Origin of the sequence: Paludisphaera soli (assembly GCF_011064595.1) — a bacterium.
GTDB classification, from domain to species: domain Bacteria; phylum Planctomycetota; class Planctomycetia; order Isosphaerales; family Isosphaeraceae; genus Paludisphaera; species Paludisphaera soli.
In genome coordinates this window covers 81,430-103,753 of the sequence record NZ_JAALJI010000022.1, presented here as the reverse complement: position 1 = coordinate 103,753, position 22,324 = coordinate 81,430, and the positions used below count along the sequence as shown (strand labels likewise).

The window sequence follows — 22,324 nt, the reverse complement described above, 5'->3', positions numbered from 1 at the left end:
ATCTTCCCCGATCCTGAGCGATTTGCGAGGACGATGGCGTAGGGGAGCCTCGGCGGTCGTCGTGGGAGATCGGGCGCATGGAATCGACTTACACCAGCCGTAAGGCGATCCGGCGAGACGGTCGAGAGCATTTCGCCGAAGTCACGGTCCGCGCCTCCCCTTGCGAACCGCCCTCACAGGTGACTCTCTTGGCCTCTGCACATGAGGACTTGAGGTCCGCATTCGGGGAGGACTTCGAATACCACCGGCATAATGTCTACGCCGCCGTGAAGGTTCAGATCGAGATTGCGAATGTCGCCGGGGAGATGCCCCACGTCGGCGCCTCTTCTTTCCGCGCGGAGGTGCTCTGCGTCCGGGTCTCGGGCGACGAGGGCCGGGAGTTGTGTGGGTTCCTCCTTACGGTTGCTGGGATGGATGCCATCGCCGAATACCTCTACGCCTGGGAGCATGAGCAGGAGGCGGGAGCGGACGGTGGCCCTCGAGACCCGGGCCCGAAGGAGGACGCCTCGGGCCGGCCTTGAAGTCGATCGGGACGCGACCTGGTATCCGGCTTTCTCCGGCTCGGAGCCATCAGCAAGGGCAACGGGATGGGGGACGACACTGTCATCGAGCGGATTTGCGGCATCACGGCAGTCCCTACAGCGACGGGACTGCCCCCGACGACGATCAAGGCGGGCGTCGCCGAATTGCGAAGCGGCGACACGTCGGGGAGCCGCGGGAAGGATGCGGGTCCGCCGCCCCAGCGGGGACCGGAAGCCCGTAGGCGAGCGGGACCATGACCTGGTGCCCGCCTTGGAGACGCTCGTAGAACCGGCCACCCGTGGCGACCTCGAGTCGCCGTTGCGGTGGACGATCGAGAACGCCCGCGAAATCGGGCCGCAAAATCACCCCGTTAGCCACGCCACGATGCCTACGCTGCTGGAGCGGGCGGGGGTCGGCCTCCGGTCCAATCGCAAGACCCGCGAGGGCGGCTCGCACCCGGATCGTGACGCCCGGTCCGAGTCCATCAACAAGCGGGTGGGAGATCGCTGAAGCGCCGCCAGCCGGCGATCTCGGTGGACCCCAAGAAGAAGGAGTTGGTCGGGCGCATCAAGAACGGGGGCCGAGAATACCGGCCCCCGAAGCCCCCGGCCGGCTGCCGAGAGCTTGATGAAATCGGTCGGCGCAGGACGGCGAATCGGCGTCTCGAATAGGACAGGAACGCGGGGGAGCCCTCGACCATGGGAGTCCGGGGGCCGGCGTTCCACCAGGCAGGAGAGACAGGACGATGGCGAACCCGGTCTATTCGGTCGTCGGCGACCGTTACGTTTATCTGACCACGGGCGCGGAGACGGCGGGGGCCTGCTTCATCTTCGAAGCGTGGGTGCCGCCGGGGGGCGGGTCGCCCCCGCACGTGCACTCGCGCGAGGACGAGCTGTTCTACGTCGTCGAGGGGGAGTTCGAGTTCGTGGTCGACGGCTCGCCGATCCGGCTCGCGGCCGGTGGGTCGCTGTTCGGGCGTCGGGGCGTGCCGCACAATTTCCGGAACGTCGGTGCCGCGCCGGGGAAGCTGATCATCGCCGTCACGCCGGCCGGGCTGGAAGATTTCTTCGCCGAGGTCGGCACCCGCCTGGACGGTCCCGAGGCCGACCCGATCCCGCCCTCGCACGCGGACGTCGAGCGGCTGCTGGCGGCCGCGCCGAGGTACGGCCTGGAGATCCTGGCCGGGCCCTGACCGGCCCCCGGGACGACCTCCTCGAAACCTTCACGGACTCCCGGCGATCGCCCGCGTAAGATGTCATGGCGGGCCGATCGCGGCCGTCGGACGGACCATCCGGCCGACATGTGTCGACATCTGGGTCCTGAGTCCTATAGAATACGGACCCGCCCCGCATCCAATACCACGGTTCGGAACTCGGCCGCCCGCGAAGACTCGCCGGGCGGTTTGGGTTTCGCCGTACTCGTCCGGATGCGACCGACAGGCCCCGAACGGAAGGATCAGGCCCGGCCCATGGAATCTCGGAATTGGAAGACGCTCTCGTGGTCGCTGCTGGCGATCGCGACGGGGGTTCTGCTGCTCACGCCCGCGGGGTGCCAGCCGGCCAACCCCAACGCCCACGACATCGAGAAGCCGATCGTCACCGACGACGCCCCCCAGACTTCCGAGGAGGCCGCCGCCCAGTCGGAGCCGCCGCCGATCGAGTACAAGCGGAAGCCCCGCTGAGCCGGGCCGGACGGCATCGCACTGGCGGCAAGCCTCCCCGGCGAGCCCGGATCGGGGTTTCCTGTTTATGTTTAAATTGTTTCATTGATTTTCATCGAGGAATCGTCATCGTGAAGCGACGTGGATTTACGCTCATCGAGCTTTTGGTGGTCATCGCCATCATCGCGGTCCTGATCGCGCTCTTGCTGCCGGCCGTGCAGTCCGCGCGGGAGGCCGCCCGCCGGGTGCAGTGCACGAACAACATGAAGCAGATCGGCCTGGCCATCCACAACTACATCTCGTCGAACGAGTCCGTGCCGCCGACCGGCGGGTACTACACGGCGGCGAACCAGGTCTGGCAGCGGCACTCCATGAAGACGCGGATCCTGCCCTACATGGAGCAGAACGCGGCCATGAACGCCATCAACTTCGACGTCTCGCCGGTCAAGCCGAGCACGGGCGTCGGCTATCCGGTGGGCCGGCTCATCAACGGCACGGCGGGGGCGATCCAGATCTCCAGCTTCCTCTGCCCGTCCGACCCCAACCCGGGCAACACCGGGCTGAACCAGGCCAGCGGCAGCACGATCAGCTTCGCCGTGGGGGTCTCCAACTACCCGAACAACGTGGGCACGAACCGCGCCTACACCGGCGGCCGGATCAACGGCCCCGGCTATTACATCGGCGGCAGCGCCCACTCGCTGGCCGCGTCGGACTTCCCGGCCGACGTCGGCGCGACGGTCACCGTCTCCAGCGTCACCGACGGCCTGAGCAACACCGTGATCTTCAGCGAATGGGTCAAGGGGAGCAGCGGCTCCCGCAGGCCCGGGCTCAACCTGGTGTACTATTCGGTGCCCATCGGGGCCTCGGTCAACAACGAGGGGGACTACCAGGCCTGTCAGGCCGCCAACACCACGAACCCCTGGGACTTCAAGGGCGAGTACTGGATGTCCGGCGACGTCGGCCGGGGCGGCGGCTACCACCACACCAGCCCGCCGAACTCGAAGTCTTGCCGGGCCGGCACCTCGTTCCCGGACGGCTGGAACGCCGGCTGGCTCGTCTCGGCCAGCTCGTTCCACTCGGGCGGGGTGAACGCCGCCTTCTGCGACGGCTCCGTCCGGTTCATCCGGAACTCGGTCGACCGCGAGACCTGGCGCGCCCTCGGCACCATGGCCGGCGGCGAGGTCATCAGCTCCGACGCCTATTGATCGGATCGCCGATCGACTAAGCTTGGGAAGACCACCCGGCCCCGGCCGACGCCCCACGCGCGGGCGTCGGCCGGGGCCGCCGCCATTTGGACGGGGCCCGATGCCTCTCCCCGACGAACTCGACTATCCGATCATCGCCATAGGCGACCTCCACGGCCGTCGCGAGGAGCTGCAACGGCTCGTCGGGGCCCTCGAACGCCGGCCCGAGTGGGCCGATTGCGCCCTCGTGTTCCTCGGCGACTTCGTCGACCGGGGGCCCGACTCGCGCGGGACGATCGACCTCGTCCTGGAGTTGCTCCGGCGACCCACCGGCGGCTCGGCCGTGATGGGCAATCACGACCTGGCGTTGATCCGCTCCGCCCGGCTCGACGGCGGCCCGCCTTCGCCCTACTGGCCCTCGCGTTATCAGGACGTCTACGACGGCGGCCCGACCTTCGAATCGTACCTGGGCCGTCCCGCGCGGCCCGGCGACGTCGGCTTCCAGGACGACCTGGACGCCTTCCGCGCCGCGATCCCGGACGAGCATCGGGCGTTCCTGGCCGGGCTCCGGTGGGTCGTCGAGGCGCCGGGACACCTCTTCCTCCATTGCGGACTCTCGCCCGAGCTGGGGGCCGGCCCGGTCGAGCAGGTGGCCGCCCTGCGCGCCCGTCGCTGGGACCGCTCGACGCTGCGGCCTCGGGAAGGCTCGATCACGGCGATGCTCTGGGAGGACGAGTACCCCGTCTGGCTGGGGGCGGATCGGACCCTCTCGGACCGACCCCTCGCCTATCCGGGCAAGGTGCAGGTCACCGGCCACGACCGGGTCGCCGAGCCCTCGGCCGACGCCGTGCGCATCCGCCTGGACACCAGCGGCGGCTTCGGCGAGCCGACCGCCTGCCTGCTCACCGCCGCCGACGCCCCGCCGGTGTTCATCCGGGGGTGAGGGCGGATCGACTCGAAGGAGGCCCGACGTGAAGGCCGCTCACCCCTGGGAGGACGAGTTCGCCGCCCGGCTCTTGGCGCTGGGGGACGTGTCGACGCGTTCGATGTTCGGCGGCCGGGCGATCTACCAGGCCGGGACGATCTTCGCGCTGGCCTTCGCCGGGCGGCTGTATTTCAAGGTCGACGGGGAGTCGAGGGGGGAGTACGAGGCCCGGGGGATGGGGCCTTTCCGCCCGAGCGAGCGGCAGACCTTGCGGTCCTACCATGAGGTCCCGGCGGACGTCCTCGGCGACCAGGAGGCGCTCCTCGCCTGGGCCGCCGAGGCGGTGCTGGCGTCGCGGCGGTCGGCGCGACGCGGGTGACGCGACCCGATCAGGCCACGCGGCGGGGCGACCCGTGGGGGCCGAACCAGGAGAGGACCGGGGCGCGCGAAGCCATCAACCGGCGGGCCGCCTTCTGGATCGTGGAGTGGTCCGGCACCTTGCGCAGGCCGAGGACCTCGCGAAGCTCGGCCCATTCGCGGAGGAGGACCTCCAGGCCGCGGTAGTCGAGCTTCAGGAACTTCCGGACCGCCAGCATGGCGAAGAGCTGATGCTGGGTGAAGTCCTTGCGGGAGAACTTGGACGAGTACGCCGGCAGCGTCTCGGCCGCGACGGTCAGGGCCGCCCGGGCCAGCGCCACGGGCGATTTCGTGCTCGGTCGATCGAGGGTTGTGTTCATAAGAATAGTACGATTCCAGAGCCCGGAAGGTTCTCGACGAACGTCCGGATTTTCCCTGGAAATCGTTCGCCGGCCGAGGCTTGCGGCGGTCGGCGGGGCCGAGGCGCAAACGAAAACGGCCCGCGCCCTCGTGACGAGGGGCGCGGGCCGTTGGGAGAGGTGGGGCGAGGGGTCGGGGGCGATCCGATCAGCCCGGCGGGAGCTGGGGCGAGGCCTGGCGGATCGGGAGCGTCGGCGGCGTCGGCGGCCCCGAGACGGAGCGTTCCAGGTGGTCCAGCCGCGAGTCCAGGGCTTCGAGCTGCGGGAGCCAGTCGGGCCGGGGCCGGGGCTGGGGGGGATCCGGCGGCGCGGGCCTGGGGGCGGGGTCGATGGGGGCGATGGGCGAGGGAGAGTCGGGGTGGCTCCGAGCGTCGAGCTTCGGCAGGGCCCAGGCTCCGAACCCGGTGCCGACCAGGGCCAGGAGGATGTAGAAGGCCATCGAGGGGCCCGCCGGGGCGATCGGCGTGGGGGCGGCCGGCGGCGTCGCCGGCGGGGGGAGGACCGGCGACGAGGGGGCGACCTGGGGCCGGGCCAGGTCGGCGAGGTTGGTGAGCTGCGAGGGGAGCCGCCAGAAGGCGGCACCCTGGACGACGAGGATGCGGTCCACGCCCGGGATCGAGTACTCCCCGGGCGGGATCTCCAGGATGTTGGGGTCGGAGGCCATCGGGGAGCCTTTCGTCGGGCGGGGGGACTCGTCCGGCGTCAGGCCGCGAGCATCTTCAGGCGCTCGATGGCCTGGTCCAGCTCCGCCTCCTGCTCCGAGGTCAGCTCCCCCAGGCTGGGCTCGAGCCCGGCGAGCCGACTCCGGAGGTCCTCGCGCTCCGCGATGAGGCGGCCGATCTTCGCCTCGACCTGGGCCGTCGCCTCGGACACCTGCTGCAACTTCTCTTCGAGCTTCATCGGTCCGCTCCGCTCCTGGTGGAAGGGCCCGGCCGCGACGTCGGTGCGGTCGGTGGTCTTCCTAGAGTATGGACCGAGATCGCCGCGCGGAGACGGGGCGAAACTTGCGCGCGACGGGACCGTCGCGCGCAAGTCGAGTCAGATCTGGCGGGACGCGTCGGCGGGTCAGGCTTCTTCTTCGACCGAGGCGTTCGGGGCGAGCTTCTTGATGGAGTCGATGGTGGCCGCGCAGTCGGCCTTGTTCTTGTAGCCCTCGCCGCTGTCGGCGAGGGTCTTGCCGTTGGTGGCGATCAGCCGCCATCGGAACTCGCCTTTCGAGTCGCGATACATCACGAACTTCATCGTCGACGCCTCCCAGGGGAACGGGTGGGGATGCGGTTCCTCAAGACTTGCAGCTTAAGGCGACGGCGAGCCTCCCGCAACCGGGCGGTGCGCCAGGCGCGTGAGCGATGATCTTGTCGTCGGGAGCCGTAGTTGGCCCGGCGATGAGCCGACTCGAATGAGCCGGGAGGGGGGAGAAGCGAGAGCCACCTCAGGGACTCGAACCCTGGACTTCAGCTTTACGAAAGCTGCGCTCTACCAACTGAGCTAAGGTGGCGACGGCGTGCGGCGTCGATCGAGGGCGACGGGCTTGCACGCGAGGATTCAGATTATAAGGGGAGGCCTCGGGCTGTCAAGATCCCGCGCGGGGGCCGAGTTCGATGGCGCGGCGGTAGACGTCCAGGTAGCGGTCGACGTTGCGGTCCATCCCGAAGTATTCCTCGGCGACGGGGCGGCCGGCGGCGGCGAGGCTCGCGGCCAGCTCGGGGTCGTCCAGGACCTTGAGGACGCCGTCGGCCAGGGGCCCGGGGGCGACCTCGGTCAGAACGCCGGCGCCCGTGTCGCCCAGCAGCGGCTTGTAGTCGCCGAAGTCGGTGGCGACGATCGGCCGGCCGGCGGCGAGGTAGACGGCCAGCTTGCTCTGCACCGAGAAGTTCTCGCGGCAGGCCAGGCGGGGGTGGACCAGCACGTCGGCCCGTCGGCTGAGGGCGACGACCTGCTCGGGGGTGGTGCCGGTGATGACGACCAGGCGGTCGCCGTACTCGCCGAGCTGGCGGCGGTATTCCTCGCCGGCCTCGGCCGGGCCGCCGACCAGCACGCAGCGGGCGTCGGGGCGGGCGGCGAAGATCTTCGGCAGGGCGTCGATCAGGATCGGCACCCCCTGGTTCGGGTGCACGATGCTGCCGATGTACATGACGACCTTGTGCTCCGGCCCCACGCCCGGGATCGGCGTGTCCGGGACGGGCCGCTCGTACTCGCCCAGGTCGATGCCCGGATAGATGACGGTCACGCGGTCGGCCGGGACGTTCTTCTCGCGGACGACCACGTCCTTCACCGGCTCGCCCAGGGCGATCACCTGCGCGGCGCGGTCCACGACCTTGCGTTCGAGGGCCTGATAGGCCCGGAAGACGGGCCCGCGGCCGAGCCGGTCGCGTTCGACTTCCTCGCCGAGCAGGGAGTGGATCTCGTAGACCATGGGCCAGCCGTTGCGCCGGCAGGCGAACGAGGCGCGGGTCGCGCCGCCGTAATGCTGGGCGTGCACGACGTCGAACGGGAACTCGCGGGCGATCCGCTCCAGCCCTCGGCCGACGAGCCAGGCGGCCGGCGGCACGGTGAAGACGGGCGTCCCCTCGAAGTCGGCCCGCTCGGCGGCGAGCCCCCCGGGGGGCCGCAGCCGCAGGTGGGCGACGACGACGTCGACCCCGCGCGGCTTGAGAGCCCTGAGGATCTTGATCGGCAGCATCGCCGTGCCGTCGTATTCGCCCGGGATCGGGAACGAGGTCACCATCAGAACGCGCATCGAAGCAGCTCCTCCTTGACCCCGGTCTTCCTGGTCCGAGGGGCTTCAAGGATAGTGGCTGGCGACGCGGGCGCGAACCCGGTACCGCCGCGACTCGACGGCGGGCCGGCTCAGCCGCCGTCGGCGGGCGGGGCGATCATCCGCGTGGGCTCGCGACGGTGGCGCTTGTCCTGGCAGAGCACGCCCCCGGTGCGGCGGTCCAGGGCCTCGATGGCGGCGTCGAGCACGCCCCGGGCGGTGTCCAGGTGGCGGGGGCGGAGGGCGTAGGGGTCGCGCGGGAGGCCCGTGCGGGGGAAGGTCAGGGATTCGGCCTTCACGGCCCGTCGCAGCGAGGCGGGGACCTGATGGGGCTGCATCGGCTCGTAGTCGCCGTCGCGGCGGGCGGAGTGGTAGTAGGCCCGGCGGGTGGACGGGGGGCCGGGGTAGACCCAGGAGGTCTCCAGCATCAGCAGCTCGGCGAACTGGGGCCAGGGGGGGGCCTCGGGGCTGAACGACGGCGTGGGGACGCCCGGCTCGGCGACGATCGCCGGCAGCAGCCGCCAGGCCTCGGCCAGCGGCAGGGGCCGGCTCGGGTCGGCCAGGAGCCCGCGAAGCTCGGGACGGCCCAGCTCCACGGCCGCCTGCCGCACGAGTGCCTCGGCCGACGCGACGTAGAGCATCAACGCCGCGCGGGCCAGCCGCGACGCCTCGGCCTCGGAATAGGCCAGGCGGCTCTGGGTGTGGAAGTGGAGCGCGTCCTGATACAGGCAGTGGAACGGGCTGAACACGGTCTCCACGACCCAGCCGGGGTCATCCCCCTCGGCCTTGCGGGCCGCGACGGAGACCCCGTTCGGCGCGGAGCCGTTCGCCGCGCGCGGCGACCCTGGGCGAGGCGTTCCAGGCTCAGCGAAATCGTCCGGCATGGGGGTCTCGTGCGGGGCCGCGTCGTGGTGCGTAGGGGGGCGGATCCCTCGGCGAACCTCGCCCCGTCACACGGTCATTCTACCACACCGGGGGCCTGGGCCGGCGGCTCCGCTTGCGCCGGCTCGGGATTTCCCGGGGCCTCGTCGGGCCTGGGGGCTTCCTCGGCCTTCGGGGGCTCGGCGGGCTGGGGGGCGGCGGCCGGCGCGGCGATGCGGGCGAACTCCTTGGGGGCGGCCGGCAGCGGGTCCGGGGCGTCCTGGGTCGGGTCTTGCCAGACGAGGTCGCGGGCCCGCAGGAGGTTGCCGTGGGACTGCATGGTCGGGTCCATCGCCGTGTAGTGGGCGATGGCGCGACGGGGGTCGCCCTGGGACTCGTAGATGCGGCCGAGGTTGGCGTGGGCGCCCCAGCGGAACATGAAGTACGGCGGGTCGTTCGCGGTCGGCTCGGGGAGCATCTCCAGGACCTTGCGGAACATCAGCTCGGCCTGGTCCAGGTTCTTCCGCTCCAGGTGGGCAAGGGCCAGGTAATAGCTGGCGTAGACGTCGAGCCCTTGCTGGATCGCGCCCGGGATGACCTGGTTCTTGTTGGTGACGAAGGTCTCGTTCTCGGAGAACCGGAACGAGACGTAGTCGGAGACGGCCTCGGCCAGGTCGCCGCGGAGGTGCTTGATGCGGGCGTAGAGCAGGGGCATCTCGCCCCGGAAGAACAGGAGCGACTGCTGGGTGGCGGCGACGAAGTTGGGGTCGGTGAACAGCCGGGTCTCGACCTCCAGGGGGAGCGTCCAGAGGGCGACCTCGCCCAGGCGGTCCCCCAGGACCTCGGCGAAGTGGGCCTCGATCGCCGTCGGCTCGTGGTAGAGGATCGTCCGGTTGGTGCCCGCCAGCTCGCCCTGCAGCAGCTTCATCTTGGGCGTGTAGTAGCCCTTGCTGGAGTCGATCAGGACGCCGATCTTGGTCGGGCTGGCGACCAGGGTGGCGCGGCTGGTCTCGTAGGGGGAGAGCCCGGGGAGGTTCATGGCCTCCAGGATCGAGGGGTCGGCCAGGGCCTGGCGGAGGGTGGCGACACCTTCGCCGCCGGGGCCGGGCACGGGGAGGCCGACGCGGGCGTCGAACAGGTAGGCCTCGCCGTCGATCAGGGCGGCGCAGATCCAGACGACCGGCGGGCGGTCGGCCTGGGGCTGGCCGAAGGGGGACATGGGGTCGCCCGACTTGGGGATCGAGGGCTCGACGGTGTTCCCCTTGGAGTAGTTCAGGAGCCCCACGTCCACGCCGAGCTGGCGGCAGAGGGCCATGAACATCCAGGAGCGCTCGGCCCAGAAGCCCTGGGATTCCGTGGCCATCCCGCGCAGGAGGAGGTCATACGGGCGGGCGTAGACCTGCGGGAGCTGGGGCGTCCCCATGCTGCCGGCGGGGACGAGCTGGACCTGCTCGACGGTCCAGTCGAAGACCCGGCGGACCCGCGAGAGGTCGTCGCCGGTGCCGCCGACGCGGCCGGCGATGTCGCTGTACATCATGCAGTCTTCGATGTGCCGGGCGTCGCGGCTCTCGGACCATTCCGACGCCTGCAGCTCGCCCATCATCTTCGTGGGGAGCTGGCGGCCGAGGAACCGGAGGACGTCGGGCCGGAGGATGTACTCGATCGCCGGCGTGCCTTCGAAGTACTGGTTGAGCTTCTGGGTCGCCAGCCGGAAGTTGTCGCCGCCGGGCTTCAGGGCGGCGCTCTGGATGAGCTGGATCGAGCTCTCCAGGATGGCGGCCCGCTCCACGGAGTCGCGGCGGCCGGCGGCCCCCGCCTTGGCCTTCGACTTGATCGCGGCCGCGCCGGGGCGGAAGGTGCCGGTGGCGGACGTGGTGCGGCTGGGAGGCGTGTAGTTGCAGCCCGAGAGGATGGCCGCGGACGTGAACCCGAGCAGGACGGCCCGGGCGGCGCCTGCGCAACGAATGGACCCCATCAAAGTCGGTCGCTCCTGGTGAGATGCTCGGGCCGCGTCCCGGGGGGGATCGAGTTCGGATGACGGATTCTACGACTTCGGATCCGGGCGCGGGGGATGCGGTGGGTCGCCGGCGGGGGCGAGGTCGGCCCTCGATTCGATCGACTGTCGTCTTATTGTGTCGACGGGCGGCGAGGCCCGCGAGCCCTTTCCGGGGATCCCTCGCGGGAAAATACGTCGGCGGGGCGATTCCGGTTCGTCCCCGCCGCCGGTAATCGGCCGGGCGTTCAGCCGGCGACGGCCTCGCGGACCCGCAGGAGGGTGCGAAGCAGCCCGGCTAGGTCGTCGAGCCGCAGGGAGTTGGGGCCGTCGGAGAGGGCCTTGTCGGGGTCGGGGTGGACTTCCAGGAAGACGGCGTCGCAGCCGGCGGCGACGGCGGCCTTCGCCAGGGTCGGAATCATCTCGCGCTGGCCGGCGGTGGTCTTGCCCCCCTCGCCGCCGCCGGGGAGCTGGACCGAGTGGGTGGCGTCGAAGACGACCGGGGCGCCGGTCTCCTGCATCTGGGGGATGGCGCGCATGTCGTTGACGAGCCGGCCGTAGCCGAAGGTGGTCCCGCGCTCGGTGAGCAGGGTGCCGGCCGCGCCGAAGTCCTGGAGCTTGGCGACGACGTTCTTCATGTCCCAGGGGGCCATGAACTGCCCCTTCTTGACGTTCACCGCCCGGCCGGTCGCCGCCACGGCCTCCAGCAGGTCGGTCTGGCGGGCGAGGAACGCCGGCACCTGGAGCAGGTCGACGACTTCGGCGATGGGGGCGGCCTGGATCGTCTCGTGGACGTCGGTGGTCACCGGCAGGCCGGTCTCGGCCTTGACCTGGCGGAAGACCTCCATGCCCCCTTGCAATCCGGGCCCGCGGAAGCTCGATCCCGACGTGCGGTTGGCCTTGTCGAACGACGCCTTGAAGATCAGCGGAACTCCCAGCTCGCCGCAGATCTCCACCAGCCGCGCGGCGATCCGACGCGTCAGGTCGCCCGGCTCCATCACGCAGGGGCCGGCGATCAGGGCCAGGGGCTGTCCGTACCCGATCTTCACCGGGCCGACCGTCACCGGGTTGGGGACGACGTTCACCGTGTTCGACTCCTTGGGCTTTCGACCGATCGCGCCCGCCCCCCTCGTGGGGGCCGGCGGCCCGGATCTTAGCGGAACAGCCCGCCGCCGACGAGGGCGGTCCGCCGGGGCGTGGGCGTCCAGGCGGGGTCGACCAGCACGCGGAGGGCCCTCGGCAGCACCTCGATCGTCCACAGGTCGGAGCACCCGGCGGCCGCGGGGTCTTCGGCCCCGCCCGGGGCGAGCTGGCCGGCGGGGTCGCCGTCGATCTGGATGGGCACGGTCCCGCGCGACGAGAGCGAGATCCGCCGGACCCGGCGGTGGTGGACCCCGGCGAGCTTCAGGTGGTTCCCCAGGACGACCCGCCAGAGGTAATACAGGGCCTGGAACGGCCCGGGGTCGCGGAAGACGACGAGGTCGAGCAGCCCGTCGTCCTGGCGGGCGGCGGGGGCGAAGGGGAGGTTGAGGGCGTAGCGAGGGAGGTTGAACGCGAAGACCGTGGTGCCGATCAGCGTCTCCTCCGCGCCGGGGTCCTCGATGTGGACGGCGATGCTGGGGAATCGGTACGTGAAGCTCGACCGCAGGATCGGCTCGACGTACGCGGCGCGGTGGGTGGTGCGGACCACGCCGGCGGCCGTCCGGGTGCGGTGGTGGCGGGTGACGACGTCGCCGTCGAAGCCGAAGCCGGCCATCAGCAGGAACCGGCGGCCGTTGGCGAGCCCCACGTCGACCGGCACGACCTTGCCGACGGCGATCGTCCGGGCCAGCCAGTCGGCGTCGGCCCGGAGCTGGAAATGGCGGGCGGCGAGGTTCTCGGTCCCGGTGCGGAGGACGGTGATCGGCGTGCTCGGCTCCTCGTTGATGAGGGCCGAGACGGTGCCGTCGCCCCCGACGGCGACCAGGCAGCGGCACGCAGGGTCGGCGTCGGCGCGGGCCACGAGCGCCGCCCGTTCGGCCGGCGTCCAGGCGACCTGCGAAGCGAAGCCCAGGCCCTCCAGCGCCGCCATGAGCCGGCCGGCCTGGCGGCGGCTGGCCCCGGCGCCGGAGCCGGGGTTGGCCACCACGCCGACCCAGCCCCCGGGGGCCGGCGGGGTGTGGGGCGATCCGTGCTCCTGAGGCGAGCCGTCTGTCGATGTCGATGTCATGGAAGCCCTGGGGCCGCGACGTTCGGTCCCGTCGCGGTCGAATCCGTCCGGAGGCTCGGCGTCAGCGCGAGGAGGTGCCGAGCGACTCGACGTTCTTCGCGTACGTCATCTGGAACTCTTCGCGGAGCTTCTTCAGACGATCGGTCAGCTCGGCGTCCCGGTCGCGGAGCGAGCGGACCTGGGCGCGAGCGTCGGCCAGGGACTTGGTCTCGTCGGCCCGCTCCTGCTTGCGGACGTCCAGGTCGTGCTGGGCCTGTTCCACGGTGCTCTGCACCGTCTCGAGCTGATGCTGCATATTGTTCAGGACGGCCTTGAGACGCGAGCCGGAGGCCTCCACGTCGGTCACCCGGGCGCGGATGACGGCGACCTGGGTGTCCATGTTCTCCTGGAACACCGTCGTGTCGTCCTTGATCTTGACCAGGTCGACCTGCGCCTGATGGAGGCCTTCCTCGGCCTTGGCCAGGTCGGCCTGGAGCTTGGCGAGGGCCGCGTTGCCGTTGCGGTTCAGCTGGGCGACGCCCGCCCCCAGGAACAGCCAGGCCACGGTGACCAAGAGGATCATTGCGACGAGCACCTTGCCCGCGGTCGACATCGGACGTCTCCTGCCACTAGGCCCTTATAAGACAACCGCCGACGAAGCCCGGCGGGCGGACAGCCCGAGGCGCACGCGGGGATGGGAAGTCGATGGCACTCTTCAATATACCCCTCGATCCCCGCCCTCGCCAATCGCCCTCGAAGTTTCTCCCTGACGAGGCTGTGCGACCGGCAAGGTCCGCCGCCGGGACCTCGCGGCCCGCGGCTCAATAGGCGTCGCCGCTGACGACCTCGCCGCCGCGGAGGGTTCCGAGGGCCCGCCAGGCGTCGCCGTTGATCGAATCCTTGACGAACCGGACCGAACCGTCCGCCAGCAAGGCGTTGACCCCGCCGGGGTGATGGCTGCGCGACGTGACCGCCGCGAAGGTCGGGCCTCCCGTGCTCTCGCGACGGCCGACGAGGTCGAGGTCCTGGCGCGGGTCGCCTCCGGATCGGACGATCCGCTTGTTGGGCGTCCAGGCGGTGGTGAACCCGGTCTCGTGCACCGCGCCGTCCACCCATTCGGTGTGCCCGGTCGTCGCCAGGGTGCAGCCGGCGTTGTACTCGGGGGCGACCGTGTAGGGGTCGGAGGCTGGCGACGGCAAGGCGGCAGGGTTGCCGACGTTGGCCAGGCCGCTGCCGCAGTTCGCCAGGTTCGGCTGGTAGGTCTTCACCTCGGCCGCGACCAGGGTGTTGCTCAGGCCGTCGCTGAACGCGGCCAGGGTCCGGCTCTGGTTCAGCTCGAAGGGGGCGGCGTTCGAGGGCCCACCGAACCCGCCCCAGACGTACCAGTCGCCCATGTTCCAGCCGTAGTTGTTCACCCCGTACCGGGCCGTCGCCGTGGCCCGGGGCTGGGTGTTGATCTCGCTCGGGCAGAGGAAGCCCGCGATCACCTGGGCGCCGATCGTCGTGTTCTCAGGCACGTTGTAACGCAGGGTGAAATTGATGGCGTTGAACGCCGAACCCTGCTCCAGGAACGGCAGGATCCGCCCGTGCACGCTCCAGCCGTTGTTCCAGGAGATCGTCGCGCCGCTCCCCTTCATGCACATCGACGGCGGCAGGGCCGCGGCGACCCCCTCGTAGTTGTGCAGCGCCAGGCCAAGTTGCTTCAGGTTGTTCGTGCACTGGATCCGCCGAGCGGCCTCGCGCGCCGACTGAACGGCCGGCAGCAAGAGCGCGATGAGCACGGCGATGATCGCGATGACGACGAGCAACTCGATCAGCGTGAAACCTCGGGACGCGGTGCGGGGCATGGGCGGGACGAGCCTCTCGATTCTCCGCGAAGTGGCCGCTGAGACGCGGACCGCTCGCGACGGATGCAGGATTAACATTGGGATCCAGTCTCAATTCGATTCTTAAAGTATGCTCAGGCCCGCTCGCCCCCGTCAATCCGTGACCGGTGCCCATCGGTCGATTTCGGTCCCGGAGGTGCGCCCGGCAGGGAAGTCGGTCTGATCTCCGGGGGGGGGCGTGCGGGGACGTGGTCGGGCACGGCTCAAGGGCCGACGTCCGCCGGGAGCTGGTGGAGCCGATCGCGTCGAGGCGGGCGGGGGTCGAAACGACCGGCCCCGAGCCCTCGACCGAGATCGGCGCGAGGGACTCGGGGCCGTGGTGACGATCGCGTTGGTGAGGAAGAACGGGGGCCGGGCGCCGTTTCCCGGCGGATTTCGTCCGGGATACGCGAGGACGGGCGACCGGGCTCGCCTCATCGACCGCGTTCTGATTGAGACGGCGACTCAGAATGCGTCGGTCGCGACGACCTCGCCGCCGTCGCGGGTGATGAGCGCCTTGAGCGTCAGGGCGTTGATCGTCCGCTTCAGGAAATGCACCGAGCCGTCGGCGAACAGGGCGTTGAAGCCGCCGGGATGCCTGGAACCGGCCCCGTAGAAGGACGGCCGGGCCTCGGGGTCGAACGGCAGGTCGGCGGGCTTGGTCCAGGGGACGTCCGCCTCGCCTTCGACCGCGAGGAGCGTGAAGGACGTGCCGTCGGTGATGTCGGCGATCCGGGCCTTGCGGCCGGGCTCGAAGATCGCGCCGGGGCCGGCGAAGCCCTGGTAGGGCGTCCGGGTCTTGTCGCCCGAGGGGCGGCTGGGGCAGAGGAGGAAGCCGGGCATCTCCTCCAGCAGCGGCTTGTTGTGGTCCGAGTCCCACGGCTCGTCGAGCTTGAACTTCTCGTACAGCTCTTGCCGGTCGAGGTAGGGGAGGATCGCCACCCGCCAGCTCAATAGGGGCTTGCCGTCCTTGTCGACGATGTCGGCGGGGAACGCCCCGTGGGCGTCGTGATAGTTGTGCGCGGCCAGGCCGATCTGCTTCAACTCATTGACGCACTGGGCGCGGCGGGCGGCCTCGCGCGCCGCCTGCACGGCGGGGAGCAGGAGCGCGACCGCCACGGCCGAGGCCTGGGGCGAGGTGAAGCGGGGGAGCGACTCGCGCTGGTGGTACACGATCCCCTCGTCGTCCACGGCGACGGCCGTCGACGCGGGGAAGAGCAAGGCCCGGAGTTGGTCGGCGGTCGGGACCTTCTCGGGGTCGACCTCGATCACGTTCTCCTTCCCCATGCGCTCGGCGATCGCGGCGTTGGCCATCTCGGCGATCTGAGGCAGCCCCTCGATCAGGTCCGGGATGGTGTCGCGGACGTCGGCGACCTCCAGCAGGAGCAGGCCGTTCGGCAGCCGCTCGGCCAGGGGGACGAAGGCCCCGGTCGGCTTCCAGCGCTTGTCGGGATTCGAGGCGGTCTCGATCGCCTTCCGGGCCCCGTCGCGGCTGAACGCGACGACGAGCTGGCCTCCGCCCACGGCGATCGTCGGCGACAGGGCGTCTTCGAGGAACGGCGGCAGCCCCAGCCCCTTCACCTCCATCGTGTACTCGACCTTCGGCCCGGCCGAGCGGACGAACTTCGGCGTCCGCGGCATCCCCTTCACCTGGGCGGCGATCAGCGCGTTGAGCTGCTTCGCGATCTTGTCGACCTGCGCCGGCAGCGCGGCCTCGTCGGTCGTCTCCATCGAGAGGACCAGCCCGGTATACACGAACAGGCCGGCCATGCGGGGGTCGGGGAAGCCTTGCTCGGGAAGCTCGACCGGCAGCAGGTAGACCGCGGTCTTGGGGCCCAGCAGCTTGAGCAGGTCGGCGCGGAGGTCCAGGCCGAGGACCTGGCGGGCCGCCGCCTCGAACCGGGCGATCTGCCCCGCGCCCTCGGGGTCGTTCTCCTTCAGGAGCGCCGCGAAGCGGTCGTAGGATTTCGCCAGGTCGATCGAGAAGGCGCCGAACGAGTTCAGGTCGGCCGGGATCGGCGGCAGGGAGCCGATCGAGAACTCCGGCTGGTCCAGCATCGCCAGGACGCCCCGGCGCGGGGCCGGCGCGGCGATCCGGCCGATCGTCACCAGGGCCTCGCCCTGGAAGCCCCAGCGGAAGTCCATCCGCTTGATGCCGTCGAGGCCGAGCTTCGCGACGTCGGGCGGCGGCGGCGGCAGGGCGGCCATGTCGACGAAGCCGTGGGCGACGGGCTCGAAGTCGCCGTCGGCCTTCGTCAACGCCCCGCGGAGCGGGTGGTCGAGCGCGCTCGGGGCCTTGCCGTCGAGCGTCGCCAGGACGGCGTCCACCCCGTCGGCGTCGGCGAAGATCAGGTCGTCCTTCTCAACCCACCACGAGAACTCGTTCAGCGCGTGGATGGTCCGGCCATCCCGTTCGATGGTCTTCGCGGCGGGGCCGTCGAGCCTGGGGAGCCCCTCCTCCAGGGCCTTCACCAGCTCCGGGCCGTTCGCCCGGGGGAGGACCAGGACGCGCAGCGGGACGTTCCTGGGATCGCCGAAGATCCCCAGGGCGAAGCCCTCGTCCTTGAGATGCTCGAAGGCCAGCTTCAAAGGCCCGCGGAACTCGCGGAAGCGGGGCTCGTTCTCGCCGAGCAGGTCGAGGCCCTGGCTCGCGAGGTCGTCGAGCAGCGCGCCGAGGGACGTCTCGTGGAGCGCCTTCCACGCGGCGGTCTTCTTCCAGGCCGCCTCGTGGGCCTTCAGGCCGTCGAACGCGAAATAGGCCAGGAGCCCGTCGGCCGGCACGGACCTGGCCGGCGAGGTCCGCGCCTCCTCGGCTTCCGCCCATCCCGAGGCCAGGCCCATCCCGATCAGGCACGCGAGCGCCGCCGCCCATGCCAACCGGCTTCCCGGACGCCCACGCTCGATCCTTCGCTCGCGACCCATGAACCGACCCCCGATCCGTCTCGATCCGTAAACTTGCCGTCTTGCATGGCGCCACGCGACGCGGACGGAGGATACGGCCCTCCCGGGGCGAAGGACAAGTGAAATCCGTAGGAGTTCGCCCGAAGTGGGCCGAGCCAGATGCTGTCACGCCCCGGACGTTCAGGAGGGGTCGGGCGATTTCAGGCCCGATTCCGCGTCCCCTCACCCCGGGAGGTCTCGACGATGCCGAGCATGCTGAATTCCCTCGTCCAGGGCGTTAAGAACTACAAGAAGATCGCCGACTACCAGCTCCGCAACAACACCGTGGCGCAGAGCTACGACTCGGCCAAGTTCCGCGGCACGAACCGCGCGAAGGCGGTGGCCGGGGCGATCGGCGCGGGGGCGGCCACGTTCCTCGCCCCGCCGGCGGTGATCGGCGCGCAGGCGGTGAAGGACTACCGCGACAAGCAGCGGGCCGTCATGCAGAAGGATCGGCTCTCGGCGACGATCGAGTGCCTCAAGAGCCACGGGATCTCGCACTTCGGCGCGGTCGAGATGGCCAACCTGGTCATCATGAACCGTTCGACGGACCACCGCATCAGCCCGCAGGACTTCAAGATGTGGAAGGTGGTCGCCTGCGTGATCGAGCCGGAGCTGGAGCGCTACACCTCGCGGATCGTCGCCCGGCTCGAATCGGAGAAGCCCCAGCTCGAACTGGCCTGAACGCGAACGACCCCGGCGGAGGGCCGTGGCTTCAACGCTGCTTCATCGACGACGCCGAAGGTCGGGTCAATCGGCCCCGAGGCCCGTCGAGGGCTGGCGGGTGGTTGGGGCCTTGGGGGCCTTTCGGCCTTTCTTGGCGACGCGGTCCGGCCCCTCGGCGACCTCCTCGTCGGGGGCCGGGGCGACGACGGCACCGCCGCCGGGGTCGCAGCCGGCCAGGCCGGCCAGGGTCAGCAGCACGATCGCGGCGTTTCGCAGGCGGTTCATGAGGGTTCTCGGAGAGGTCGGTCGTGGTGCGGCGTCGGCGAGGGTCCGCTCAGTAGCCGTCGGCCGAGATCACCTCGCCGCGGTTACGGGTGCCGAGGCCGTTCAGGACGGCCAGGCTGGTGGACTCCTTGAGGAACCGCACCGAGCCGTCGCCGAGCAGGACGTTCGCGCCGGCGGAATGCTGGCTGTGGAAGCCGAACTGGCCGTAGGTCTGCACCTGGGGGATCTTGTACCAGTTCGCCAGGTCGTTGGAGTTGGCCGGGCTGTAGAAGCTGGAGCCCAGGAGCGGGAACCGTTGCGCCGGGGCGTTGATCTTCGTCGCGGTGGTCGCCCAACCGACGGGGCGGGTGTCGTTCATGAACCCGGGCTGGTAGATGATGCCGGCGAGCGGGTAGGCCGGCACGTAGTTCGGGGTCGACCCGACCGCGCCCGGCTCGCCCCGGAACCGCGAGGACTCGCCGAGGAAGATCGTGTTGCTGAGCCCGTCGGGCACTCCGCTGACGCCGTAGCAGAAATTGTAGCCGAACACGCCGTCGGGCTCGATCAGCCCGCACATGGCCGGCGTGTCCAGCGAGTAGTTCTGGGTGTCCTCCAGCCCCACGCAGTAGGCGTAGCTGAGCTGGGGCGTGGGGAACTGGCCCGCGGCGGGGTTCAGCGGGGAGTTCGGCAGGTCCGACGGGCAGACGTAGGCCGCGATCTTGGTGCTGTAGCCCGTCGTGTTGAACGCCGAGTTGTAGCCCGAGGCGCTGTGGAAGTTCAGGGCGTTGTAGGCGGCCGTCTGCTCGATGTACGGCATGATCATCACGAACACGTTGTAGTACGGATTGTAGGTGCGGGCGCAGTTGTTGGTGTCGACGAAGATCGAGCCGAGCGGGAACTTGCCGATCGCGCTTTCATAGTTGGCCAGGCCCAGGCCCATCTGCTTCAGGTTGTTGACGCACTGGGCGCGGCGGGCCGCCTCGCGGGCCGACTGCACGGCGGGCAGCAACAGGGCGATCAGGACCGCGATGATCGCGATCACCACGAGAAGCTCGATCAGCGTGAAACCCCGTCGGCGCGACATGGACAGGACTCCCAACGAAGGCGGTGGAGTGGAGAGGATCCGGCGGAAGGCCGCCCACATGACGCGAAGCCGGACTCCGATCCGAAAGATATCACGTCGGGCGACGCGCGGCCGTCGGGGCCGCGAGGCGGCGCGGACCCGGCTCGTCCCCGATGGCCGGGGAGCAGAGCGGCGAGGTGCCGAGAGTGATCGAACCGATGGTAGGAAGTCTCGACCGGGGGGCGGGCTTGGCATCAGTTCAAGTGGAGTAAGCTTATTCTATCATGTCGACTCCGGAAAGACAAGGATGGTTCCGGCGGTTGAAACGATTGGCGCGGTCCGGCGGGGGTCGGTTGTTTTCGTGGCGGAGTCGCTCCGGATATCCTAAGGCGATCGGATTGGAGCCGCATTCGTCAACCGGCCCGGTCCGGCCCGAACGCCCGAGGTATCGCCCATGCCCCGCTTCGCCTTCGTCTTCGCCTTTCCGATGATCGTCGTCGCCTCGCAGGCCGTCGCGCGCGCCGAGGCCCCGGTGGGGGCGGTCGTGGAATCGACCCTCGCCACGGCCGGCGAGCGGATCCGCCAGTTCGCGTTCGACGGCGACGACGCGACGTCGTACGAGACGGAGGCGGCCGGCGAGGGCGACCACGCGGTCGCCCTGACCTTCGACGCGCCCGTGCAGGTCGGCTCGGTCGAGGTCCGTACCGGCGACGACGGCGGCGCCGGCCGGCTCGACGTCGGCTCGCTCGAAGGTTCGGCGGACGGCAAGGCGTTCGAGAAGCTTGCCGACTTCCGGGAAGGGGCGGCGAAGGCCGAGCCCGGGCGCAAGCTCAAGGCCGTCCGCGTCGTCCCGGGGAAGGACGCGAAAGGGCCGCTGGTCGTCCGCGAGTTCCTCGTCGACTCGGAGCCGGAAGTGCGGCGGTTCGCCTATCCGGTCGAGATCGTCGTCGACGAGCTGGACGCCCCCGGCATGCGCGGCTGGGCCGAGAAGGCGGCCCGCGAGTGCGAGCGGTTCTACGACCGCATCAACGAGGCCCTGAAGAGCGACGGCTACCGGCCCGCGCGGGTGATCCGGATGTCGCTGAAAAACGACATCGACGTCCCGGCCTACGCCGGCGGGGGCCGGATCACCGGCTCGGTCAAGTGGTTCAAGGACCATCCCGACGACGTCGGCGCGATGATCCACGAGACGGCCCACATCGTCCAACGCTACCGAGGCCGGCGCAATCCCAACCCCGGCTGGCTCGTCGAGGGGGTCGCCGACTACGTGCGGTTCGTCCTCTACGAGCCGGAGAACATCGGCGGCCTCAACCCCGAGCGGGCCAAGTACGACGACAGCTACCGCGTCACCGCCCGCTTCCTCGACTACGTCGTCAAGAAGTACGACCCGGACTTCGTCCTCAAGGTGAACCGGGCCATGCGCGAGGGGACGTACTCCGACGACCTCTTCAAGCAGGCGACCGGCAAGCCCAAGGAGGAGCTGGGCGCGGAGTGGAAGGCGTCGCTCAAGAAGTGAGGCGACGCGGGGACGGGGCCGCCCGGGCGTTGCCGGCGGTCCCGTCCGTTTCGCGAGCGGGGGCGAAGGGGGTCAGAGGCTGTCGGAGCTGACGACCTCGCCGCCGTCGCGGGTGCCCAGGGCGGTCCAGGTCTGGTAGTTGATCGAGTCCTTGACGAACCGGACCGAGCCGTCGAGGAAGAGCATGTTCACGCCGCCGGCGTGGTTGGACGACGGGGCGATGATCGAGTCGGCGTTGCGGTTGGGGCCGGTGTTGCCGTCGAGGGCGCAGGACTTCTGGTTCGGCGTGGCGATGTGGTGGTAGCCGCCGCCCCGGGCGGCGTCGCCCTGGATCCAGCGCTCGCCCTTGTAGTCCCAGATCCGGACGGTGCCCTGGCTGCGGCAGGCCTGGAAGAGCTTGAAGTTGGCGTCGACCTCGCCCGCGAAGTTGCGGATGCCCAGGTTCGGCGCCTGGTAGAGCATGTGGCGGCCGTCCTTGCTGCCGGAGCCGATGCCCTTGCCGGTCCCCTTGAGGACCTCGCTGAAGATGGCCGTGTTGCTCGTGCCGTCGACGATCTTCGAGAGCGTGACCATCTTGTTCAGGCCGCCGTCGGTCCCCAGCCACCACGAGGGGCCGTCGGACGCCCAGTCGTTGTAATAGCGGTTGGTCCCGAGGTTGTTGGCGTAGCTGGCCGCGACCTGGTCGTCCCAGCCGTCGTTCTGGTCGGACGGGCAGAGGAGGCCCGCGACGCGGGTGTGGCCGACGGTCCAGTTCTCCATCCGGTTGCCGTCCACATAGGCGGCCAGGTTCATGTTGCACGCGCTGTAGAGCGACTGCTGCTCCATGAAGGGGAGGATCCGGAGCTTCATGGAGAAGTGCGAGTCGCGGGCGTCCGACCCGGGCCACGGGCTGAGGCCGGTCGGGGCGAGGGCGCCGTTGCTGCTCTCGTAGTTCAGCACCGCCAGGCCGATCTGCTTCAGGTTGTTGACGCACTGCGAGCGTCGCGCGGCCTCGCGCGCCGACTGGACGGCCGGCAGCAGCAGCGCGATCAAAACGGCGATGATGGCGATCACGACCAAAAGTTCGATCAGGGTGAAACCGCGTCGTCTCTGGCAAGGCATGAGAGGGGCTCCTTCGGGGGAGGTCGATCGAGGAATGGGAGG

23 protein-coding genes, 1 tRNA gene and 1 pseudogene are annotated in these 22,324 nt (G+C 70.2%); 9 read left to right on the top strand and 16 right to left on the bottom strand.

All coding sequences use genetic code 11. The annotated features are described in order from the left end of the window. The first annotated feature begins 77 nt into the window (after positions 1 to 77). From G6O68_RS23310 to G6O68_RS23275, 7 genes and pseudogenes are all read left to right on the top strand, one after another. Entirely contained in the window at positions 78 to 521 is a 444-nt protein-coding gene (locus G6O68_RS23310) for a hypothetical protein (protein WP_165251056.1), read from the top strand. Continuing rightward, positions 415 to 1,193: pseudogene (locus G6O68_RS33630) on the top strand (ISAzo13-like element transposase-related protein). The gene G6O68_RS23310 and the pseudogene G6O68_RS33630 overlap by 107 nt, the downstream one beginning before the upstream one ends. A 74-nt stretch (positions 1,194 to 1,267) precedes the next feature. Then, positions 1,268 to 1,714 (top strand): cupin domain-containing protein, encoded by a 447-nt coding sequence (locus G6O68_RS23295; protein ID WP_165251053.1) that lies wholly within the window; start codon positions 1,268 to 1,270, stop codon positions 1,712 to 1,714. Between the two features lie 276 nt (positions 1,715 to 1,990). Continuing rightward, entirely contained in the window at positions 1,991 to 2,203 is a 213-nt protein-coding gene (locus G6O68_RS23290) for a hypothetical protein (protein ID WP_165251052.1), read from the top strand. A 110-nt stretch (positions 2,204 to 2,313) separates the two neighbouring features. Then, positions 2,314 to 3,387, top strand: a complete 1,074-nt coding sequence (locus tag G6O68_RS23285) for a DUF1559 family PulG-like putative transporter (protein ID WP_165251051.1) — start codon at positions 2,314 to 2,316, stop codon at positions 3,385 to 3,387. 100 nt (positions 3,388 to 3,487) lie between these two features. Further along, entirely contained in the window at positions 3,488 to 4,309 is an 822-nt protein-coding gene (locus G6O68_RS23280; protein WP_165251050.1) for a metallophosphoesterase, read from the top strand. Positions 4,310 to 4,337: 28 nt separating this feature from the next. Continuing rightward, entirely contained in the window at positions 4,338 to 4,670 is a 333-nt protein-coding gene (locus tag G6O68_RS23275) for a TfoX/Sxy family protein (RefSeq protein WP_165251049.1), read from the top strand. A gap of 10 nt (positions 4,671 to 4,680) precedes the next feature. Here the strand turns inward: G6O68_RS23275 and G6O68_RS23270 are convergent, their stop codons facing one another. The 13 genes from G6O68_RS23270 to G6O68_RS23210 all read right to left on the bottom strand — a co-directional run bounded on the left by G6O68_RS23270 (position 4,681) and on the right by G6O68_RS23210 (position 17,609). Then, the gene (locus tag G6O68_RS23270) at positions 4,681 to 4,989 is read right to left on the bottom strand and encodes a transposase (protein ID WP_165251048.1); all 309 of its coding nucleotides are present in this window, start codon (positions 4,987 to 4,989) and stop codon (positions 4,681 to 4,683) included. Positions 4,990 to 5,215: 226 nt separating this feature from the next. Further along, a complete protein-coding gene (locus tag G6O68_RS23265) occupies positions 5,216 to 5,731 on the bottom strand; it encodes a hypothetical protein (protein ID WP_165251047.1) in 516 nt (171 codons plus the stop codon). A gap of 38 nt (positions 5,732 to 5,769) precedes the next feature. Beyond that, the gene (locus G6O68_RS23260) at positions 5,770 to 5,967 is read right to left on the bottom strand and encodes a hypothetical protein (RefSeq protein WP_165251046.1); all 198 of its coding nucleotides are present in this window, start codon (positions 5,965 to 5,967) and stop codon (positions 5,770 to 5,772) included. A gap of 165 nt (positions 5,968 to 6,132) precedes the next feature. After that, positions 6,133 to 6,309, bottom strand: coding sequence for a YegP family protein (locus G6O68_RS23255; RefSeq protein ID WP_165251045.1), 177 nt, complete (start codon positions 6,307 to 6,309; stop codon positions 6,133 to 6,135). Positions 6,310 to 6,492: 183 nt separating this feature from the next. After that, a tRNA-Thr gene (locus G6O68_RS23250) sits at positions 6,493 to 6,565 on the bottom strand. A 75-nt stretch (positions 6,566 to 6,640) separates the two neighbouring features. Further along, positions 6,641 to 7,807, bottom strand: a complete 1,167-nt coding sequence (locus G6O68_RS23245; protein WP_165251044.1) for a glycosyltransferase family 4 protein — start codon at positions 7,805 to 7,807, stop codon at positions 6,641 to 6,643. A gap of 110 nt (positions 7,808 to 7,917) precedes the next feature. Further along, the gene (locus G6O68_RS23240) at positions 7,918 to 8,709 is read right to left on the bottom strand and encodes a hypothetical protein (protein WP_165251043.1); all 792 of its coding nucleotides are present in this window, start codon (positions 8,707 to 8,709) and stop codon (positions 7,918 to 7,920) included. Between the two features lie 74 nt (positions 8,710 to 8,783). Further along, positions 8,784 to 10,661, bottom strand: a complete 1,878-nt coding sequence (locus G6O68_RS23235; protein ID WP_165251042.1) for a tetratricopeptide repeat protein — start codon at positions 10,659 to 10,661, stop codon at positions 8,784 to 8,786. A gap of 266 nt (positions 10,662 to 10,927) precedes the next feature. Then, positions 10,928 to 11,764: a 3-deoxy-8-phosphooctulonate synthase gene (kdsA, locus tag G6O68_RS23230; RefSeq protein WP_165251041.1), complete on the bottom strand. Its 837-nt coding sequence runs from the start codon at positions 11,762 to 11,764 to the stop codon at positions 10,928 to 10,930. A gap of 68 nt (positions 11,765 to 11,832) precedes the next feature. Beyond that, complete coding sequence (locus G6O68_RS23225; RefSeq protein WP_165251040.1) at positions 11,833 to 12,888, bottom strand: diacylglycerol/lipid kinase family protein; 1,056 nt, start codon at positions 12,886 to 12,888, stop codon at positions 11,833 to 11,835. Positions 12,889 to 12,949: 61 nt separating this feature from the next. Then, positions 12,950 to 13,480 carry a hypothetical protein gene (locus G6O68_RS23220; protein WP_165251039.1) on the bottom strand — a complete coding sequence of 177 codons (531 nt, stop codon included), beginning with the start codon at positions 13,478 to 13,480 and terminating at the stop codon, positions 12,950 to 12,952. 208 nt (positions 13,481 to 13,688) lie between these two features. Continuing rightward, positions 13,689 to 14,714 carry a DUF1559 domain-containing protein gene (locus tag G6O68_RS23215; RefSeq protein WP_165251038.1) on the bottom strand — a complete coding sequence of 342 codons (1,026 nt, stop codon included), beginning with the start codon at positions 14,712 to 14,714 and terminating at the stop codon, positions 13,689 to 13,691. 483 nt (positions 14,715 to 15,197) lie between these two features. Next, positions 15,198 to 17,609: a DUF1559 domain-containing protein gene (locus tag G6O68_RS23210; RefSeq protein WP_165251037.1), complete on the bottom strand. Its 2,412-nt coding sequence runs from the start codon at positions 17,607 to 17,609 to the stop codon at positions 15,198 to 15,200. 276 nt (positions 17,610 to 17,885) lie between these two features. Here G6O68_RS23210 and G6O68_RS23205 point away from each other — a divergent pair, with 276 nt between their 5' ends. Beyond that, positions 17,886 to 18,356, top strand: a complete 471-nt coding sequence (locus tag G6O68_RS23205) for a hypothetical protein (RefSeq protein WP_165251036.1) — start codon at positions 17,886 to 17,888, stop codon at positions 18,354 to 18,356. A 66-nt stretch (positions 18,357 to 18,422) separates the two neighbouring features. Here the strand turns inward: G6O68_RS23205 and G6O68_RS23200 are convergent, their stop codons facing one another. Next, on the bottom strand, positions 18,423 to 18,623 hold the full coding sequence (locus G6O68_RS23200) for a hypothetical protein (protein ID WP_165251035.1): 201 nt from the start codon (positions 18,621 to 18,623) through the stop codon (positions 18,423 to 18,425). A gap of 49 nt (positions 18,624 to 18,672) precedes the next feature. Then, positions 18,673 to 19,686: a DUF1559 domain-containing protein gene (locus G6O68_RS23195; RefSeq protein WP_165251034.1), complete on the bottom strand. Its 1,014-nt coding sequence runs from the start codon at positions 19,684 to 19,686 to the stop codon at positions 18,673 to 18,675. Positions 19,687 to 20,119: 433 nt separating this feature from the next. Between G6O68_RS23195 and G6O68_RS23190 the strand changes: the two genes are divergently transcribed. After that, positions 20,120 to 21,181: a basic secretory protein-like protein gene (locus G6O68_RS23190; protein ID WP_165251033.1), complete on the top strand. Its 1,062-nt coding sequence runs from the start codon at positions 20,120 to 20,122 to the stop codon at positions 21,179 to 21,181. Positions 21,182 to 21,253: 72 nt separating this feature from the next. Here the strand turns inward: G6O68_RS23190 and G6O68_RS23185 are convergent, their stop codons facing one another. Beyond that, a complete protein-coding gene (locus G6O68_RS23185; RefSeq protein ID WP_165251032.1) occupies positions 21,254 to 22,282 on the bottom strand; it encodes a DUF1559 domain-containing protein in 1,029 nt (342 codons plus the stop codon). Positions 22,283 to 22,324: the final 42 nt, after the last annotated feature.